16 protein-coding genes are annotated in these 15347 nt (G+C 66.6%); 8 read left to right on the forward strand and 8 right to left on the reverse strand.

Annotated features, from left to right (window positions below):
* Positions 1-131: 131 nt before the first annotated feature.
* Positions 132-1574: an adenylosuccinate lyase gene (gene purB / locus BACI349Y_RS00925; RefSeq protein WP_159629630.1), complete on the reverse strand. Its 1443-nt coding sequence runs from the start codon at positions 1572-1574 to the stop codon at positions 132-134.
* A gap of 203 nt (positions 1575-1777) precedes the next feature.
* Here purB and BACI349Y_RS00930 point away from each other — a divergent pair, with 203 nt between their 5' ends.
* Both BACI349Y_RS00930 and BACI349Y_RS00935 read left to right on the forward strand, forming a co-directional pair.
* Positions 1778-2065 carry a hypothetical protein gene (locus tag BACI349Y_RS00930; RefSeq protein ID WP_159629632.1) on the forward strand — a complete coding sequence of 96 codons (288 nt, stop codon included), beginning with the start codon at positions 1778-1780 and terminating at the stop codon, positions 2063-2065.
* Between the two features lie 86 nt (positions 2066-2151).
* Positions 2152-3411, forward strand: coding sequence for a hypothetical protein (locus tag BACI349Y_RS00935; protein ID WP_159629634.1), 1260 nt, complete (start codon positions 2152-2154; stop codon positions 3409-3411).
* Positions 3412-3440: 29 nt separating this feature from the next.
* Here BACI349Y_RS00935 and BACI349Y_RS00940 read toward each other — a convergent pair whose 3' ends face one another.
* Both BACI349Y_RS00940 and BACI349Y_RS00945 read right to left on the reverse strand, forming a co-directional pair.
* Positions 3441-4340 (reverse strand): hypothetical protein, encoded by a 900-nt coding sequence (locus BACI349Y_RS00940; protein ID WP_236560675.1) that lies wholly within the window; start codon positions 4338-4340, stop codon positions 3441-3443.
* 264 nt (positions 4341-4604) lie between these two features.
* Positions 4605-5030, reverse strand: a complete 426-nt coding sequence (locus BACI349Y_RS00945; protein ID WP_159629638.1) for a phage holin family protein — start codon at positions 5028-5030, stop codon at positions 4605-4607.
* Positions 5031-5137: 107 nt separating this feature from the next.
* Here BACI349Y_RS00945 and BACI349Y_RS00950 point away from each other — a divergent pair, with 107 nt between their 5' ends.
* The 5 genes from BACI349Y_RS00950 (at position 5138) to BACI349Y_RS00970 (ending at position 10738) form a co-directional block, all read left to right on the forward strand.
* On the forward strand, positions 5138-6256 hold the full coding sequence (locus BACI349Y_RS00950; protein ID WP_201302371.1) for a histidinol-phosphate transaminase: 1119 nt from the start codon (positions 5138-5140) through the stop codon (positions 6254-6256).
* A gap of 149 nt (positions 6257-6405) precedes the next feature.
* Positions 6406-7638: a pyruvate dehydrogenase (acetyl-transferring) E1 component subunit alpha gene (pdhA, locus tag BACI349Y_RS00955; protein WP_159629640.1), complete on the forward strand. Its 1233-nt coding sequence runs from the start codon at positions 6406-6408 to the stop codon at positions 7636-7638.
* Positions 7638-8618, forward strand: coding sequence for an alpha-ketoacid dehydrogenase subunit beta (locus BACI349Y_RS00960; protein WP_159629642.1), 981 nt, complete (start codon positions 7638-7640; stop codon positions 8616-8618). Before pdhA ends, BACI349Y_RS00960 begins: the two co-directional genes overlap by 1 nt.
* Before the next feature lie 7 nt (positions 8619-8625).
* A complete protein-coding gene (locus BACI349Y_RS00965; RefSeq protein WP_159629644.1) occupies positions 8626-10104 on the forward strand; it encodes a dihydrolipoamide acetyltransferase family protein in 1479 nt (492 codons plus the stop codon).
* Between the two features lie 16 nt (positions 10105-10120).
* Positions 10121-10738, forward strand: coding sequence for a phosphatase PAP2 family protein (locus tag BACI349Y_RS00970; protein WP_159629646.1), 618 nt, complete (start codon positions 10121-10123; stop codon positions 10736-10738).
* Positions 10739-10760: 22 nt separating this feature from the next.
* On the opposite strand, the gene BACI349Y_RS00975 is transcribed toward BACI349Y_RS00970, so the two are convergent.
* The 5 genes from BACI349Y_RS00975 to BACI349Y_RS00995 all read right to left on the reverse strand — a co-directional run bounded on the left by BACI349Y_RS00975 (position 10761) and on the right by BACI349Y_RS00995 (position 14477).
* Complete coding sequence (locus BACI349Y_RS00975) at positions 10761-11096, reverse strand: hypothetical protein (RefSeq protein ID WP_159629648.1); 336 nt, start codon at positions 11094-11096, stop codon at positions 10761-10763.
* A gap of 177 nt (positions 11097-11273) precedes the next feature.
* Complete coding sequence (locus BACI349Y_RS00980) at positions 11274-11702, reverse strand: universal stress protein (protein WP_159629650.1); 429 nt, start codon at positions 11700-11702, stop codon at positions 11274-11276.
* 44 nt (positions 11703-11746) lie between these two features.
* Positions 11747-13039: an aminotransferase-like domain-containing protein gene (locus BACI349Y_RS00985; RefSeq protein ID WP_159629652.1), complete on the reverse strand. Its 1293-nt coding sequence runs from the start codon at positions 13037-13039 to the stop codon at positions 11747-11749.
* Positions 13040-13111: 72 nt separating this feature from the next.
* On the reverse strand, positions 13112-13753 hold the full coding sequence (locus BACI349Y_RS20205; RefSeq protein ID WP_236560677.1) for a GerMN domain-containing protein: 642 nt from the start codon (positions 13751-13753) through the stop codon (positions 13112-13114).
* Positions 13754-13919: 166 nt separating this feature from the next.
* A complete protein-coding gene (locus BACI349Y_RS00995; RefSeq protein ID WP_159629654.1) occupies positions 13920-14477 on the reverse strand; it encodes an NAD(P)H-dependent oxidoreductase in 558 nt (185 codons plus the stop codon).
* Between the two features lie 120 nt (positions 14478-14597).
* On the opposite strand from BACI349Y_RS00995, the gene BACI349Y_RS01000 reads away from it, so the two are divergent.
* The gene (locus BACI349Y_RS01000; protein WP_374114974.1) at positions 14598-15209 is read left to right on the forward strand and encodes a TetR/AcrR family transcriptional regulator; all 612 of its coding nucleotides are present in this window, start codon (positions 14598-14600) and stop codon (positions 15207-15209) included.
* Positions 15210-15347: the final 138 nt, after the last annotated feature.

Consider the following 15347-nt stretch of genomic DNA (forward strand, 5'->3'; position numbering starts at 1 on the left):
CCGGCTTGTTGCGGGCGCAAAGCGGAACTGTCCGTGGCGCTGCCGCTCCACACCCAAGGCGCCGGGCCCACATGAGCCCGGCGCCGCCGTCGTAAATTCCTGCCCTTCCGGCAGGCCTGCTGGCGCAGTGCCTACTTCAGGTGGTCCACCAGCTGGTCCGCGATGCCGGTGTACCGGCCGGGGGTGAGAGCCAGGAGGCGTGCCTCGGCCTCCGGGGAAAGGCCCAGGCCCTGCACGAACTCCTGCATGCGGGCGGCATCCACGCGCTGGCCGCGGGTGAGGTCCTTGAGGCGCTCGTAGGGGTTCTCCATGCCTTCGACGCCGGCGATCGCCTCGGCCCGCATCACCATCTGGATTGCCTCGCCGAGGACCTCCCAGTTGGTGTCCAGGTCCGCTGCCAGGACGTCCTCGGCAACATCCAGGCGCTCCAGGCCCTTGGCCACGTTGGAAATGGCCAAAAGGGAGTGCCCGAATGCGACGCCGATGTTGCGCTGGCTGGAGGAGTCTGTGAGGTCGCGCTGCCAGCGGGAGGTCACCAGGGTGGCGGCCAAGGTGTCCAGCAGGCCGTTGGAGACCTCGAGGTTGGCCTCAGCGTTCTCGAAGCGGATGGGGTTGACCTTGTGCGGCATGGTGGACGAGCCGGTTGCCCCGGCCACCGGGATCTGCGCGAAGTAGCCAATGGAGATGTAGCTCCAGACATCGGTGCAGACGTTGTGCAGGATGCGGTTGAAGCGGGCTACGTCGGCGTAGAGCTCGGCCTGCCAGTCGTGGCTTTCGATCTGGGTGGTGAGAGGGTTCCAGGTGAGGCCCAGGCCTTCCACGAACGACTTGGAGACCTGCTGCCAGTCGGCGCCGGGGACGGAGGCCACATGGGCGGCGTAGGTGCCGGTGGCACCGTTGATCTTGCCCAGGTATTCGGTCTTCGCGATCCGGTCCAGCTGGCGGGTCAGGCGGTGCGCGATCACGGCCAGTTCCTTGCCCAGCGTGGTGGGGGTGGCCGGCTGGCCATGGGTGCGGGACAGCATGGGGACCGCCCGGTTGTCCTCCGCCATCCTGCTGATCTGTGCCACCAGGGCGCGGGCTGCCGGGAGCCACACGTCCTCCACAGCACCCTTGACGCCGAGCGCGTAGGAGAGGTTGTTGATGTCCTCGGAGGTGCAGCCGAAGTGGACCATGGCGGTCAGGTTTTCAATGCCAATTGCAGGGAGGCGGCGGCCGATGTAGTACTCCACGGCCTTCACGTCGTGCACGGTCACGGCTTCGATGTCGGCGAGCTCCTGCACCGACGCTGCATCGAATTCGGTGACGATGGCGCGGAGCCGGTCCTGCTGTTCGGCGCTCAGGGGTCCGGCGCCGGGAAGGACGTTGTTGCTGGTCAGGTGGATAAGCCACTCAACTTCCACGGCCACGCGGTCCCGGTTCAGGGCGGCCTCGGACAGGTAGTCCACGAGGGGCGCGACGGCGGACTGGTAACGGCCGTCCAGGGGTCCAAGAGCGATTTTTTCCGATGACGCGGCGAGGGCCAGGCGTCCTGAGGGCGTACGGGTATCAGCTGTGGCGGCAGTTTCAGGCATGTGCTGATTCTTTCATGAAGTCCGGCAGCGCCTTAAGCGGATCGTCCACGTTACTTGTGCACATAGCCGACGGCGGCGCTTACGTGGGCAGCGGCGCGTGCCTAGCGTTGGGAGCAGCGCGGTTGGGGCGGATTGTCCGGCCGGGGAGGCCGGGGAGGCCGGGACGGACGGCGGGCAGGAAGCTGGGACGGGGGGACGGTTTGATGGACGGGATATGGGGTGGCGGGCTGGGCATCAGCCTCGCAGTCCAGGAAGTGGGCAGGAAGGTGGCCCGGTGTTCGGACCGGACCGAAGAGGTGCTGGCGGGATTTCACCAGATCCAGCTGGAGGACTGGCAGTCGCCGGCCGGACAGGCATACCGGGATTCCGTGAGCCTTCAGGCGGTGGCAGTACGGCGGGCCCTGGACCGGATCCGGGAGGCTTCTGCCGCGGTGGCCGTCCATGCCCAGGCAGCCCTGACAGCCGATTGTCCAGCTGACGGACGGTTCTGATGGCGGACGCAACTCCCTCCGGCTCAGGCGGTCCCCTTCATGTTTCGCCGCCTCCTCCGGACGGAATCCTGACAATATCCGGAGGCGTGGGCGGCATTACGGTGCAGCTGGAGGAGCTGGAGGCGGGGGCCGCGAAGCTGGATGGGCTCGCCAGGGGGCTCACCGCCGTTGAGGCGGAGCTTTTCGGGGCCTGGCAGGAGCTTTGTCCTTACCAGGACCAGCCCCGCGCCACAGGCTCCGCGGCGCTGATCGCGGTGGTGGAGGCGCGGGATGCGGTCCTGAAAATCCGCCTGGAACTGCAGCGGATCAGTGGACAGGTGCGCAGCTGCAGGTGGGATTACGAAATGGCCGAATCCACTGCCCATATGCAGTGGATGCTGGGTCTGTCGGAACCGGACATGGAACTGCAGAAGCACGTGGATTTCTGGCGGACAGGCTTCCTGAACGGTGATGCCACTGAATCAGTGCTGGCGAACGCCGTGACGGTCCTTCCCGGCATCAAACCGGCGGTTGGCTGGCTCGTCCCGTCGCTGCGCCCAGGCCCTGTAACAGTCAGGCAGGAAGAGCGCCTGCGCATCGACCTCGACGCCACCCCCGCCGGGCTGCTTGAGCGGGTCAGGCTGATTGAGGAGCGCGGCAGCGGCTACATCGAAGTTATCGAGGTGGATACCGGCGGCGGAAAGGCCTACGTCGTGGTGGTTCCCGGGACACAGATGAACGACGCCGACCACGGCACCAATCCTTTCGATCTTTCCGGCATTGTCGACGGGATGGGCAGCAACTCGGAGCAGGTGAATGCCGCTGTCCTCCAGGCACTTCGGGCCGCCGGTGCGCAACCGGGAGCTGATGTGGTGGCGGTGGGATACAGCCAGGGCGGCATCCATGCCATGAACCTGGCGGCGGACGAGGACGTCCTCAGGGAGTACCGCATGAAGTACGTCCTGACTGCCGGATCTCCCGTTGCCCGCATCGCGCCCCCGCCGGAGGTCAGCACGCTTCACCTCGAACACCGCACGGACTGGGTGCCGGGCACTGATGGCCTGCCCAACCGGGACGCCCGGAACCAGGTCACCGTGACCGTAACCAATGACCTGTACGTGCGCGGCGGAGAAGACGCCGGCCTGGGGCCCGGGCACCGGCTGACCGGCTACGAGGAGGCGGCGGAGCTTGTGGGCGCCAGCAAGGATCCGTCGCTGGTCCAGTCCACCGCGGTACTGGGCGGGGTACTCGGTGCCGGCGGGGCTGCCACTGCCACCCGGTTTTCCTTGTCGAAGCCTCCGCCGCCCGCTCCGCCCATGGACCGGAGGGATCCCTTTTCCGGGCGGCCGCAGCCGGGGGCCAGGTAGGTGTTGATTCTCCCTGGCTGTTGCCGCCGTTACGAAATCTGGGCGGCGTGCAATTCCACGTACCGGGTGGAGCGGGGCTGTTCGGGTTGCGGGGCAGGTGGGGAGGGCTGCGGGGCAGCCTGTGGAGGGGGTGCTGGAACGGGCGCCGGAGCGGGTGCCGGAGGGGCGCCCGGGCAGCGGTAGTTGTAGTCCAGGTTGTTCTCGGTGAACTGGGTTGTGGTGACGGTCCCGCCCGGGGTCAGGGGGTCGGACGCGCAATATTCCCTGGCGGACCAGGCCGAATCGGGGCCGGCCAACCAGTTCCGGAGCGCGTACAGGTTGCTGCCAGGACTTACCCCGCCCACAATCTCGCCGAACTGGTAGGAAGTGGAATAGATCCCCACATCCGCGCCGGTCCCCTGCAGGTAGGCGGTCATGCCTTCCAGCTCAGCTGCATTGGCTGCCTTGTCCCATAACCAGCTGTTTCCGGTTTCAACATCCAGCCACCACAGCCGGCGTACCCCGCCGCCGTCCACCCCCTTCAGGATTGCGGCATCAACGGCAGCCATGGCGTAGCCGTGAACATAAGCGCAGGCCGGGGACGCGGTGCCGTCACACAATCCATACGGGTTGCTGACGGCGGCGCCACCGTAGGTGTTGTCTGCCGGCCACCATAACCCCTCCGCGGGCCCGGTCGCGGCCGTGTTCACATACACCGCCGCCGGCGTTCCACCGGCCGACTCCACGCTCTGGTCCGCCCACGCCAGCTGGGCATCCAGGCACGGGTTGACCGTGTCCGGGCGGCCGCCGTTCACGCCCACGACCGCAAATGCCGGGGGCGCCGGAAGATCAGAGCCGCACTGTGGCCAGGAGATGTCATTGCCCAAAGGGCCGCCGCCCTGCAAGGCAGGGTCCGATTCTGCATGGGCGGGGCCGGCCTGCCATGTCATAAGCAGGCAGGCGGCGAGCAGCAACCTTATGGGCTTCATGGTGGGCCCCCGTTTTCCGGAACTGACAGCAACGGGCCTCTTGGGGCCCGGTTTGCAGCCTAGGCGGCTGGTCCCGTGGGGGTCATGGGTGGCAGGTACTGGAGTTTTTCCTGCTGTCCCGGGGAGCGGTACCTAGGGGGTACCTGTTCTCCGCCGTCCTCCTACTCGGGAGGGCAGGCTTTCCGGGGGAGGGGCTCTTCGAAAGAGGGGCGATGCGCCGGGGAGTCAGCGCCTGCCGCCCGGCAGCAAACCCGCCACCAGGGACACCAGCGAGATGATGACCGCGGCCAGCAGCGCAGTCCAGAAGAAAGAATCGATCGTGAGGTGCACCGGCGTGTAACTGCTGATCCAGGCCGTCAGGTACAGCATGGCTGCATTGATGACGATGGCGAACAAGCCAAGTGTCAGGATGGTGATGGGAAGCGCGAGGAGCCGCACCAGCGGCCGCACGAAGGCGTTGACCACGCCGAAGATAAGGCCGATGAACAGGTAGGCCAGGACAATGCCGATCGTCCCGGTGTCCTGCGAAATGCCGGTCCTGGCTACGGCATCAGATGCCGCCGTGCTGGAGATGTCCATTCCCGGCAGCAGCCAGCTGGCCACCCACAGGGCTGCGGCATTGACGATGACCCGAAGGATGAATGAAGCCATGGCACCATGCTTCCATACCGTCCCATGGGGGAGGATGGCGGCGTCCCCCGATTTTTCGGGGACTGGCCCCCGGATTCCCACGGGACCTTGGACGTAGGCTAGGAGCCATGACTTCATCTGATACCAGGGCGGGCGGCATCGCACCCCGCCCGGTGCTGGACCGGCTGCCCCGCTACGCGGCAGGAAAACCGCCGGCCGCCGTCAGCGGTCTTGCCAGCTACAAGCTGTCCTCCAACGAAAACCCGCTGCCGCCCATCCCGGCCGTCCTCGAGGCCATCGCCGGCCAGACGGACTTCAACCGGTACCCGGACCCGCTGAGCAGCAAGCTCCGCGCGGCGCTCGCGGATTTCCTGGGCGTACCGGCGGAGGACATCGTCACTGGAGCGGGAAGCCTGGGTGCCCTGAACCAGATCCTCGCTGCTTTTGCCGGCCAGAACGAGGACGGCAAAGCGGACGAGGTCATCTATGCGTGGCGGTCCTTTGAGGCGTACCCCATCAGCGTGGGCCTGGCCGGCGCAGAGAGCGTACGCATTCCGGTGACCGCCGAGGGACGGCATGACCTCGAGGCCATGGCGGCTGCGGTGAGCGCCCGCACCAAAGTCATCCTGCTCTGCACGCCCAACAACCCCACCGGCCCTGCCCTTACTGCAGCCGAAACCGAAGCGTTCATCCGCTCCATCCCGGCAGAAGTGGTGGTGGTCATCGATGAGGCCTATCAGGAGTTCGTCAGGGCGGAGGACGCCGTGGACGGGATCGACCTTTACCGGAAATATCCCAACGTGGTGGTGCTCCGTACCTTCTCCAAGGCGCACGGCCTGGCCGGGCTGCGCGTTGGCTACAGCGTGTCCCACCCCGGACTGACCCAGTACCTCAGGGTCGCCGCAACACCTTTCGCGGTATCCCAGATAGCCGAAAAGGCAGCAATCGTTTCCCTTGAGAACTACGCCCAGGTTGTGGAAAGGGTACAAAAACTCGTGGATGAGCGGACCCGGGTAACCGAGGGTCTCCGGGACCTGGGCTGGGCGGTCCCGGATGCCCAGGGAAACTTCGTCTGGCTCGCGCTTGGCGCCGAAAGTACTGCTTTCGCAGAGCTGGCGGGGACACGCGCCCTGTCCGTCCGGGCATTCGCCGGAGAGGGCGTGCGGGTCAGCATCGGAGAACCCGAAGCGAATACCCGATTCCTCCAGTTGTGTGCCGACTATACAAAGGCACCGGCAACTTCCTAGCACTTAACAAGTAGCCCTCCCGCTACTTACCGAAGATAAAGTTAGGATCAGTAAGCCAATGTATATGCCGTGCCGGGAATGTATTCCCCGTACGGCATATATCCCAGCGACATTGCATTGCATCCGGATGCGGCAAGCAAGGAGACGGTATGGGCACTCATCTGCCTTCCACCGAGTTCGACGGAACAGCGGTAGACGACCAGCGGGAAGCCGATGCTGAAGCCGTGATGGGCGAGCCCGCGGCCCAGATGGTGCAGCTGCTCGGCCCCGACGGGAAACTGGGCACCGATCCGGTCTTCAGCGACTACGCGGACAAGCTCACCCCTGAGGCCCTCCGCGGCCTGTACGCCGACATGGCCGCGATCCGCCGGTTCGACGTCGAAGCGACCGCCCTCCAGCGCCAGGGCCAGCTGGCGCTGTGGGTCCCGCTGACCGGCCAGGAGGCAGCACAGATCGGATCGGGCAGGGCCAGCCAGCCGCAGGACTACATCTTCCCCACCTACCGCGAGCACGGCGTGGCCCTTACGCGCAACGTGGACCTGGCCGAACTCCTGCGCCAGTTCCGCGGTGTTTCCAACGGCGGCTGGAACCCCAAGGACACCAACTTCCACCTGTACACGCTGGTCCTGGCTGCGCAGACCCTCCACGCCGTGGGCTACGCGATGGGGATCCAGCGTGACCAGAAGCTCGCCGCCGCATCTAACGCGGCAGGCCGGGAGCCGGATGCCGCCGTCATCGCGTACTTCGGCGATGGTGCCAGCTCGGAAGGCGACGTCCACGAGTCCATGGTGTTCGCTTCCTCCTACAAGGCCCCCGTGGTGTTCTTCTGCCAGAACAACCACTGGGCCATCTCCGTGCCCACCAACGTCCAGACCCGGGTTCCGCTGTCCAACCGGGCAAAGGGCTACGGGTTCCCCGGCATCCGGGTCGACGGAAATGACGTAATCGCCGTGCACGCAGTTACCGAGTGGGCCCTGGAGCACGCCCGCCAGGGCAAGGGGCCGGTCCTCATCGAAGCCTTCACCTACAGGGTCGGGGCACACACCACGGCAGACGATCCCACCAAGTACCGGCAGTCGGCGGAGGAAGACGCCTGGCGCGCCAAGGACCCGCTGGCGCGCCTGGAGAAGTATTTGCGTGCCGAGGGCCTTGCGGACGACGCCTACTTCGCCAAGGTCAAGGCCGACGGCGACGAACTGGCCGCATACGTCCGGCGTACCGCCCACGACCTTGAAAACCCGGATATCCGTCAGGCCTTCGCCAACGTCTACAGGGAGGCCCACCCGCTGGTCGCCGAGGAACTGGCGTGGTTCGAGGAATACAGCGCAGGATTCGCCGGCGAGGAAGAGTCCGCCGGGCAGGCAGCAAAGGCAGGCCACTGATGACCACCATGACCATCGCGAAGGCCATCAACGAAGGCCTTCGCGCCACTTTGGCCGCACACCCCAAATCACTGTTGATGGGCGAGGATATCGGTCCGCTCGGCGGCGTCTACCGGGTCACGGACGGGCTGATCGGTGAGTTCGGCCCGGACCGCGTGGTGGACACCCCGCTGGCCGAGTCCGGGATCATCGGCACCGCCATCGGCCTGGCCCTCCGGGGATACAGCCCGGTCTGCGAGATCCAGTTCGACGGCTTCGTCTTCCCCGGCTTCAACCAGATCACCACCCAGCTCGCCAAAATCCATTCGCGCAGCAACGGCAACCTCAGCCTGCCCGTGGTCATCCGGATCCCATACGGCGGGGGCATCGGCTCCATTGAACACCACTCCGAATCCCCGGAGGCACTGTTCGCCCACACGGCGGGCCTGCGCATCATCACCCCGTCCAATCCGCATGACGCCTACTGGATGATCCAGCAGGCCGTTGAATGCCAGGACCCGGTGATCGTCTTCGAACCCAAGCGCCGCTACTGGCTCAAGGGCGACGTTGATGTCGAGGCACCCGGGCCGTCGGAGGATCCGTTCAAGGCCCACGTCCTTCGTGAGGGCACAGACGCCACCGTGGTGGCCTACGGCCCCCTGGTGCCCGTGGCGCTGGCAGCCGCGAACGCAGCGGAGGAGGACGGCAGGAGCATCGAGGTCATCGACCTCCGGTCAATCTCCCCGATCGATTTCGACACCGTCACCGCCTCCGTCCGAAAGACCGGGCGGCTGATCGTCACGCACGAGGCTCCCACGTTCGGCGGAATCGGCGGCGAGATCGCAGCCCGGATCAGCGAGCGGGCGTTCCATTCCCTTGAGGCGCCCGTGATCCGCGTCGGCGGGTTCCACATGCCCTACCCCGTTGCCAAGGTGGAGGAAGACTACCTTCCGGACATCGACCGCATCCTGGAGGCGCTGGACCGCGCCCTCTCCTACTGAGGACACCATGACCCTGAACAAGTTCAACCTGCCCGACGTCGGCGAGGGCCTCACCGAGGCGGAAGTCGTCTCCTGGAAGGTCAAGCCCGGTGACACCGTCGCCGTCAATGACGTCATCTGCGAGATCGAAACCGCAAAGTCGATCGTGGAGCTGCCGTCCCCCTTCGCCGGAACAGTCACCGAACTGCTGGTGGAGGAAGGGGTGACTGTCGACGTCGGGACCGCCATCATCAGCGTCAGCGACGACGTTTCCGGGGACCCGACCCCCGCCGACGTCCGCGCGCCCCAGGCTGTCCCCGCCGCCGTTACTCCCGCTGAATTTCCTGCCCAGCCGCTCTACGGCAAGCTCTCAGCGGATGCGGGGGAGGCCGGGAGTGCCGGTACCCCGTCCGCCGCTCCCCTGGTGGGTTCAGGACCCAAGGCCGACGCCGTCAAGCGGCGCCCGCGGAAGACTGCACCCGCGGCTGCCGTGACGGTCAACGCCCCGGAGGTTGAACCTGTCCAGCCCCGCACGGCCGCCGAGGTTTCCGCCGCGGAACCTGCCGTCGTCGACACCCGGCCAACCCTTGGCGGCACCATCACGGGCCTGGTCAACCGGGTGCTGGCCAAGCCTCCGGTCCGCAAAATTGCCCGCGACCTGGGCATCGATCTCGCCGACGTTGTTGCCACCGGTTCCCGCGGAGAGGTGACGCGCGAGGACCTGGTGAGCTACCAGGCGCAGCGCGACGCCGAACTGGACAAGGCGGACGGTTTCTGGGGCAAGGCCGGTAAGCCGCAGGACCAGCGCGTGGAAAGCATTCCGGTCAAGGGCGTCCGCAAGGCCACGGCAAAGGCGATGGTGGAATCGGCGTTCGCGGCACCGCACGTCAGCATCTTCGTGGACGTCGACGCCAGCCGCACCATGGAATTCGTCAAGCGGCTCAAGGCCTCCCGGGACTTCGAGGGCATCAAGGTCTCGCCGCTGCTCATCCTTGCCAAGGCCGTCATCTGGGCCGCCGCAAGGAACCCCAGCGTGAACGCAACCTGGGTGGACAACGAGGACGGCAGCGCCGAGATCCAGGTCAAGCACTTCATGAACCTGGGCATCGCCGCGGCCACTCCGCGCGGCCTCATGGTGCCCAACATCAAGAATGCGCAGGACCTGTCCCTGAAGGAGCTGGCCCTGGCGCTGAACGACCTTGCCACCACGGCCAGGGCCGGGAAGACCCAGCCGGCGCAGATGCAGGGCGGGACGCTGACCATCACCAACATCGGCGCCCTAGGCATTGACACCGGGACGCCCATCATCAATCCGGGCGAGGTGGCCATCGTTGCCTTCGGAACCATCAAGCAGAAGCCCTGGGTCCTGGACGGAGAGGTGATTCCCCGCTGGATCACCACCCTCGGGGGATCCTTCGACCACCGCGTGGTGGATGGTGACCTGTCCGCCCGCTTCATGGCCGACGTCGCAGCCATCCTGGAGGAGCCCGCGCTCCTCCTGGACTAGGGCGCCGGGTCAGGACGTGGCAATAGACAACGGGGCAATCCGGGTCAGGAACCGCACAGCCAGGTGGCTGACGGAGGTCTTCCAGCCTCCGGTGGTGGTTTCCCTGCAGCTGCTGATCAGCCCGCTGGCCCAGCCGGGTTTCCCGGGAACCATCGGCTACGGCGCGCTGGCGGCCCTCTTCGTGTGCGTGCTTCCGCTGATGGTGCTGCTGGTCCTGGTCAGGCTGGGCAAGGTCACGGACCACCATGTAAGCGACCGGAAGCAGCGTGCACCCGTGCTGCTGATGGCGCTGGGCTGCATCGCCGTAGGGCTGCTGGTACTGGGCGCCGTGGATGCGCCGGAGAGCGTCTTTGCGATGGTCCTGGCGGTGGTGGGCGGCGTGGCGGTACTGGCGGTGGTCAGTCCGTTTTGGAAGATGAGCGGCCACGCCGCTGCCGTGTCCTGCGCCGCCGTCGTATCCGTGCTGATGCTCGGCGCCGCGTGGGCACCGCTGCTGCTCCTGATCCCGGCAGTCAGCTGGTCACGTGTGGTTCTGCGGGCCCATTCCCTGGCCCAAGTGGTGGCCGGATCGCTCTTCGGGGGGCTGGTGATGGCCGGGATCTGGTGGGTGCTGCAGGGCTGGCTGGTGGCCTGAACGTTCAGGCTCCCAACCGGGCTTAGTAGGCGGCGTATGCGGTGAAAGCCTCGAGCATGGCCGGATCCGCGGTGGTTCCCAGCACAACAGCGGCGGCGGTCATCAGGCCACCCATGAGCGCGGCCATGCCGGCCCAGGCGCTCAGGAGCTTCCAGTCCTCGCGCAGGACGCTGCGCACGGTCTGCGGAAGCTGGAGCCCGGGGGTGATGAGGTTCGGTGCGCTGTCCAGGCTGCCGTCATCAAGGAGCGCAACCACCCGGTCATTGCTGCGGTCCACCCGCATGGAGCTGATGTGGTTGCCGTGGCGGGCCAGGAGGATGTCGTGGCCAACAAGCTGGCGGCGCTGCAAGGTGATCAAGGGGAGCCCTTCGCTGTGGGGTGGATTCGGCAGTGTCCACGCCTTTGGGGGCCCATCCAATTTTATCGTTGCGCCAGCAGCTGAATTGTTGATATTGCGGTGAGAACGGACACCCCCCGCAGCGATATCCGCCACCACGGGGGGTGTCCTGCGTTACCCCAGGAGGGCTTCCGCGCGTTAGTCGGCGTCGTAGGTGTTGGCGATGTACACGTCGCACGGGGCGTTGTGGGCCACGCTGTTGGCCACGCTGCCAAGGACCCGGCCGATGCCGTGCATGCGCCGGTTTCCCACGACGATCACGCGGGCATCCATGCGGACGGCTTCCTTGATGAGGGCGTCTGCGGGCCGTCCCCGGGCTGCGGAATAGGTGACCGGGACGTCGCGGCCCAGCGACTCAGCCACGGTCCGTGCCACCTGCTCTGCGGCGTCGGCATCGGACACGATCCACCGGTCGCTGCCGCTGCCGAAGACCTCGGTCCGGTCGCTGTCGAAGGCTGACACGACGTGCAGTGAAGCGCCCAGTCCTGCAGCCAGGTTCCTGGCCGACTCCGCCGCCCTCTTCGCGGTCTCGCTGCCGTCAACCCCTACAACGATGATTCCACCCATATGCATGCTCCTTTGCTCGGTTTTCGGCGTTCGTGTGGCTTACGCTACAGCGCCGCCATGGCTTCCTGCAGCACCGGTGCCAATCTGCGCACACCCTCGGCGATGGCGTCGGGGGGAACGGCGCTGAACGCGAGCCGCAGCTTGTTGGACGGTTCGTCCGACGGCGTGAAGGCGGCGCCGGGGATGAACACGACGCCGGCATCGATCGCCTTGTGCAGCAGCGGGTAGGTGTCAATGCCTTCGGGCAGGGTCACCCAGACGAAGAAGCCCCCCTGCGGGCTGGTCCAGGTGGTCCCCGCCGGCATGTACTCCTTGAGCGCTGCCAGCATGGCGCGGCAGCGTTCGGCATACAGCCCGCGGTAGGTTTCGATCTGGCCTTTCCAGTCGTAGTCGCGGAGGTAGGCGGAGACCAGCATCTGGTTCAGGGCCGGCGGGCAGAGCGTCACCGATTCCGCGGCGAGGTAATACCGGCGCTGCAGGTGTTCAGGCACCAGGGCCCAGCCGATGCGGAGGCCGGGGGCAAAGATCTTGGAGAAGGAGCCGAGGTAGATGACGTCGTCCGGGTTGGCGGCGCGCAGGGGAGGCAAAGGCTCACCTTCAAAGCGCAGCAGTCCGTAGGGGTTGTCCTCCAGGACCAGAATATTCGCCCTGCGGCATATATCGACCACCTGCTGGCGCCGTTCCCTGGCCAGCGTGATCCCGGAGGGATTGTTGAAGTTGGGGATGGTGTAGAGGAACTTGATGCTTTTGCCCGCAAGCTGCAGGGCCGCGATCCGCGCCTCCAGAAGCTCCGGGACCAGGCCGTACTGGTCCATCTCCACGGTCTCCACCCGCACCTGGTAGGCCTCAAAGGTGTTCAGCGCGCCCACGTAGGTGGGATCCTCCACCAGGACCACGTCTCCCGGATTGCAGAAGAGCTTGGTGGCCACGTCCTGGGCCGACTGTGAGCCTGCCGTGATCACCACGTTCGGCGGCAGGGCATCCAGGATTCCCTCCGCGGCCATGACCTCGCAGATCTGTGCCCGGAGCTCCGCGGTACCCTGCCCGGCGCCGTATTGAAGGGCCATGAGTCCGTCGTCGGCAATGATTTTTGCCGCCGTCGCCGCCAGGCGGTCCAGGGGAAGGGACTGCAGGTACGGGCTTCCGCCCGCCAGGGAAACCAGTCCCGCCCGCAGCGAGATGTCGAAAACATCCCGGACGGCCGACTGGCGGATGTTGGCCGCCCGCTCGGAAAACAGTCCCTCGTGGCGGTGGGCGGACGTGGCCGCGCGCTCGATCGCATCGATGGCTTCGGCGGGCAGCGTTCCGGCCGGGGCGTCAAGTGTTTCGTGGGTCACAGAGTCAGGATACAGCCCGTTGTTGCTTCCGAGGCAACATCTGTTTATACGCGATTTACGGCAGGCGGCGCGCTAATCCAGGCTCAGATAGTCCGACAGGCCTTCGCCGTTGATGTAGATGTCGGCCCTGATGGCACCTACGGCTTCGAGGGCGGTCTGGGTCAGCTGGGCCTCGATCCTGGGGAGGTCGCATGTTCCGCCCTGGTTCAGCGTTCCCGAAAGGTAAACGGTGACGGTGGTTCCGTCGAAGCTCCCGGAAAGGAACGTCAGCCGGGAAGAGCCCAGTGCGTTGTAGGCGTTCGCGGGCGGGCGGCCGCCACCCAGCAGGGCGCCGATTGCCGCCTTGAGCCGGGCGTCCCCGGAGCCTCCCGGCTGGGCGGAGCCAACCAGGCTGTCATTGCAGCCGAAGCGGACACCGTGCCTGCCGCCGTCGTCCACCATCACGAAATATGCCGTCACCGGGGGAGTCGCGGGCCCGGCGTTGGTGCCGGGGGCTGGAGGGGCCGTGGGACTGTCCGGTTTTTCCCGCGCCGCTCCGGCCGTACCGGTGGAAGGGGTGGCCGGCGCCGTGGCGGGAAGGAGGGCCAGCGGGGCCCCGCTGGATCCGGCGCTGCCCCCGCTGGGCGTGCAGCCGGAGAGCAGGAGCGCCAGGCAGCCGGCGACCGCAGCCAGGGCACCGCGCCCACGCCCGTCCCCGCTCCATCTTTTTGCCATGCGGCACCGCAATCCGATCCGGTAGGTCCAGGGGATTAACGCTACGGCGGCGCCGGCCGGCGGAGATGTCCGCACGGTACCGGTTGGGACAAGAGTTGGCCACGGCAACACCGGATGCAGCAGCGCCCGGCACGCGGGCTGCGTGCCGGGCGCTGCGCCAGGGGGACTAGGCGGCGGGAGCTGCTGCGGCAAGGGTGTCGAAGATGCCCTTGATCTGCTCTACAACCTCAGCGTCGTCCTTGGGGTGGACTTCGGCGAAGCGCACCATGGAACCGGGGACGGCGAGCTTGACGTCCTCCAGGATCCGGGCACCTGCAATGCCGGCAGCCTTGCGGGCCTCATCCTGGGCCCAGACGCCGCCGTACTGGCCAAACGCGGTGCCGACGACGGCGGTGGGCTTGCCTGCCAGGGCGCCGGCGCCGAAGGGGCGGGACAGCCAGTCGATGGCGTTCTTCAGGGCGGCGGGAACCGTGCCGTTGTGCTCGGGGGTGACCAGCAGGACGGTGTCGGCTTCCTCGGCTGCGGCGCGCAGGGCTGCGGCGGCGGCAGGGACCTGGCCCTCGACGTCGATGTCCTCGTTGTAGAACGGGATGTTGCCCAGGCTCTCGTGGATCACCACGTCCACCTGCTCCGGGGCGTTGAGCTGGATGGCTTCGGCCAGCTTCTGGTTGGTGGACTCGGCGCGGAGGCTGCCGACAAGGGTAAGTACTGTGCTCTTGGTCATGGGAACTCCTGGCTAGGGGAGCGGCGGGGGCCGCTATCGGTCAAACTTCAGGCTCGCGGAGCCTTCACCAGACTAAACGGACCGTAGTCCGTTTATATTCCCCATGCTTACACTGTCTGTGTGAGTTCCATCCCAGTGCGGCCGGGAATGACCCCGGTAACGGCCGCGGAACGCAGCGATGCTGCCCGCAACCGGGAACGCCTCCTGTTGGCTGCCCGGGAACTGATCGAGCAGGGTGGGGCCGCTGCGCTCACCATGGACCGGCTGGCCGAACAGGCCGGCGTGGGCAAGGGCACCGTCTTCCGCCGCTTCGGCAGCCGGGCCGGGTTGATGCTGACCTTGCTGAACGACTCCGAGGCCGCGTTTCAAGCCCGGTTCCTGTTCGGACCGCCGCCACTGGGGCCAGGTGCTCCGCCGCTCGACCGGCTGATCGCCTTCGGAACCGAGCGGATCGCCTACGTGGTGGAATACGGGGACCTGGTGCTTGCTGCCGGAAATGCTTCCAGGGGAAAGTTCGAAGTACCTGCCGCCGCCCTCTGGGACCGGCATGTGGAGATGCTGCTGCGCGAAGGCGGGATGGATTCCCCGGAACCCTGGCTGATGGCCGGATCCCTCAACGCCACCCTCGATCCCGAGCGGCTCCTGCACCTGATCCGTGAACATGGCGTCACACGCGAACGGCTGGCAACATCCTGGCGCGACCTTGTGACACGGGTTGTCACGGGCGCGTAGGTTACGCGATGGCGTTCCTCCACGTCCAGTCACGCGGGCTTCACAGAACTATTCATAACGATCTGATACGGCGCGTCCAATTTCCGGGGATTCCCGCGCTTTTCGGGTTGGGGCTTGTGATAGTTTCCTCTGGAATGT

Source organism: Arthrobacter sp. 8AJ (genome assembly GCF_902506025.1).
Taxonomy (GTDB): domain Bacteria; phylum Actinomycetota; class Actinomycetes; order Actinomycetales; family Micrococcaceae; genus Arthrobacter.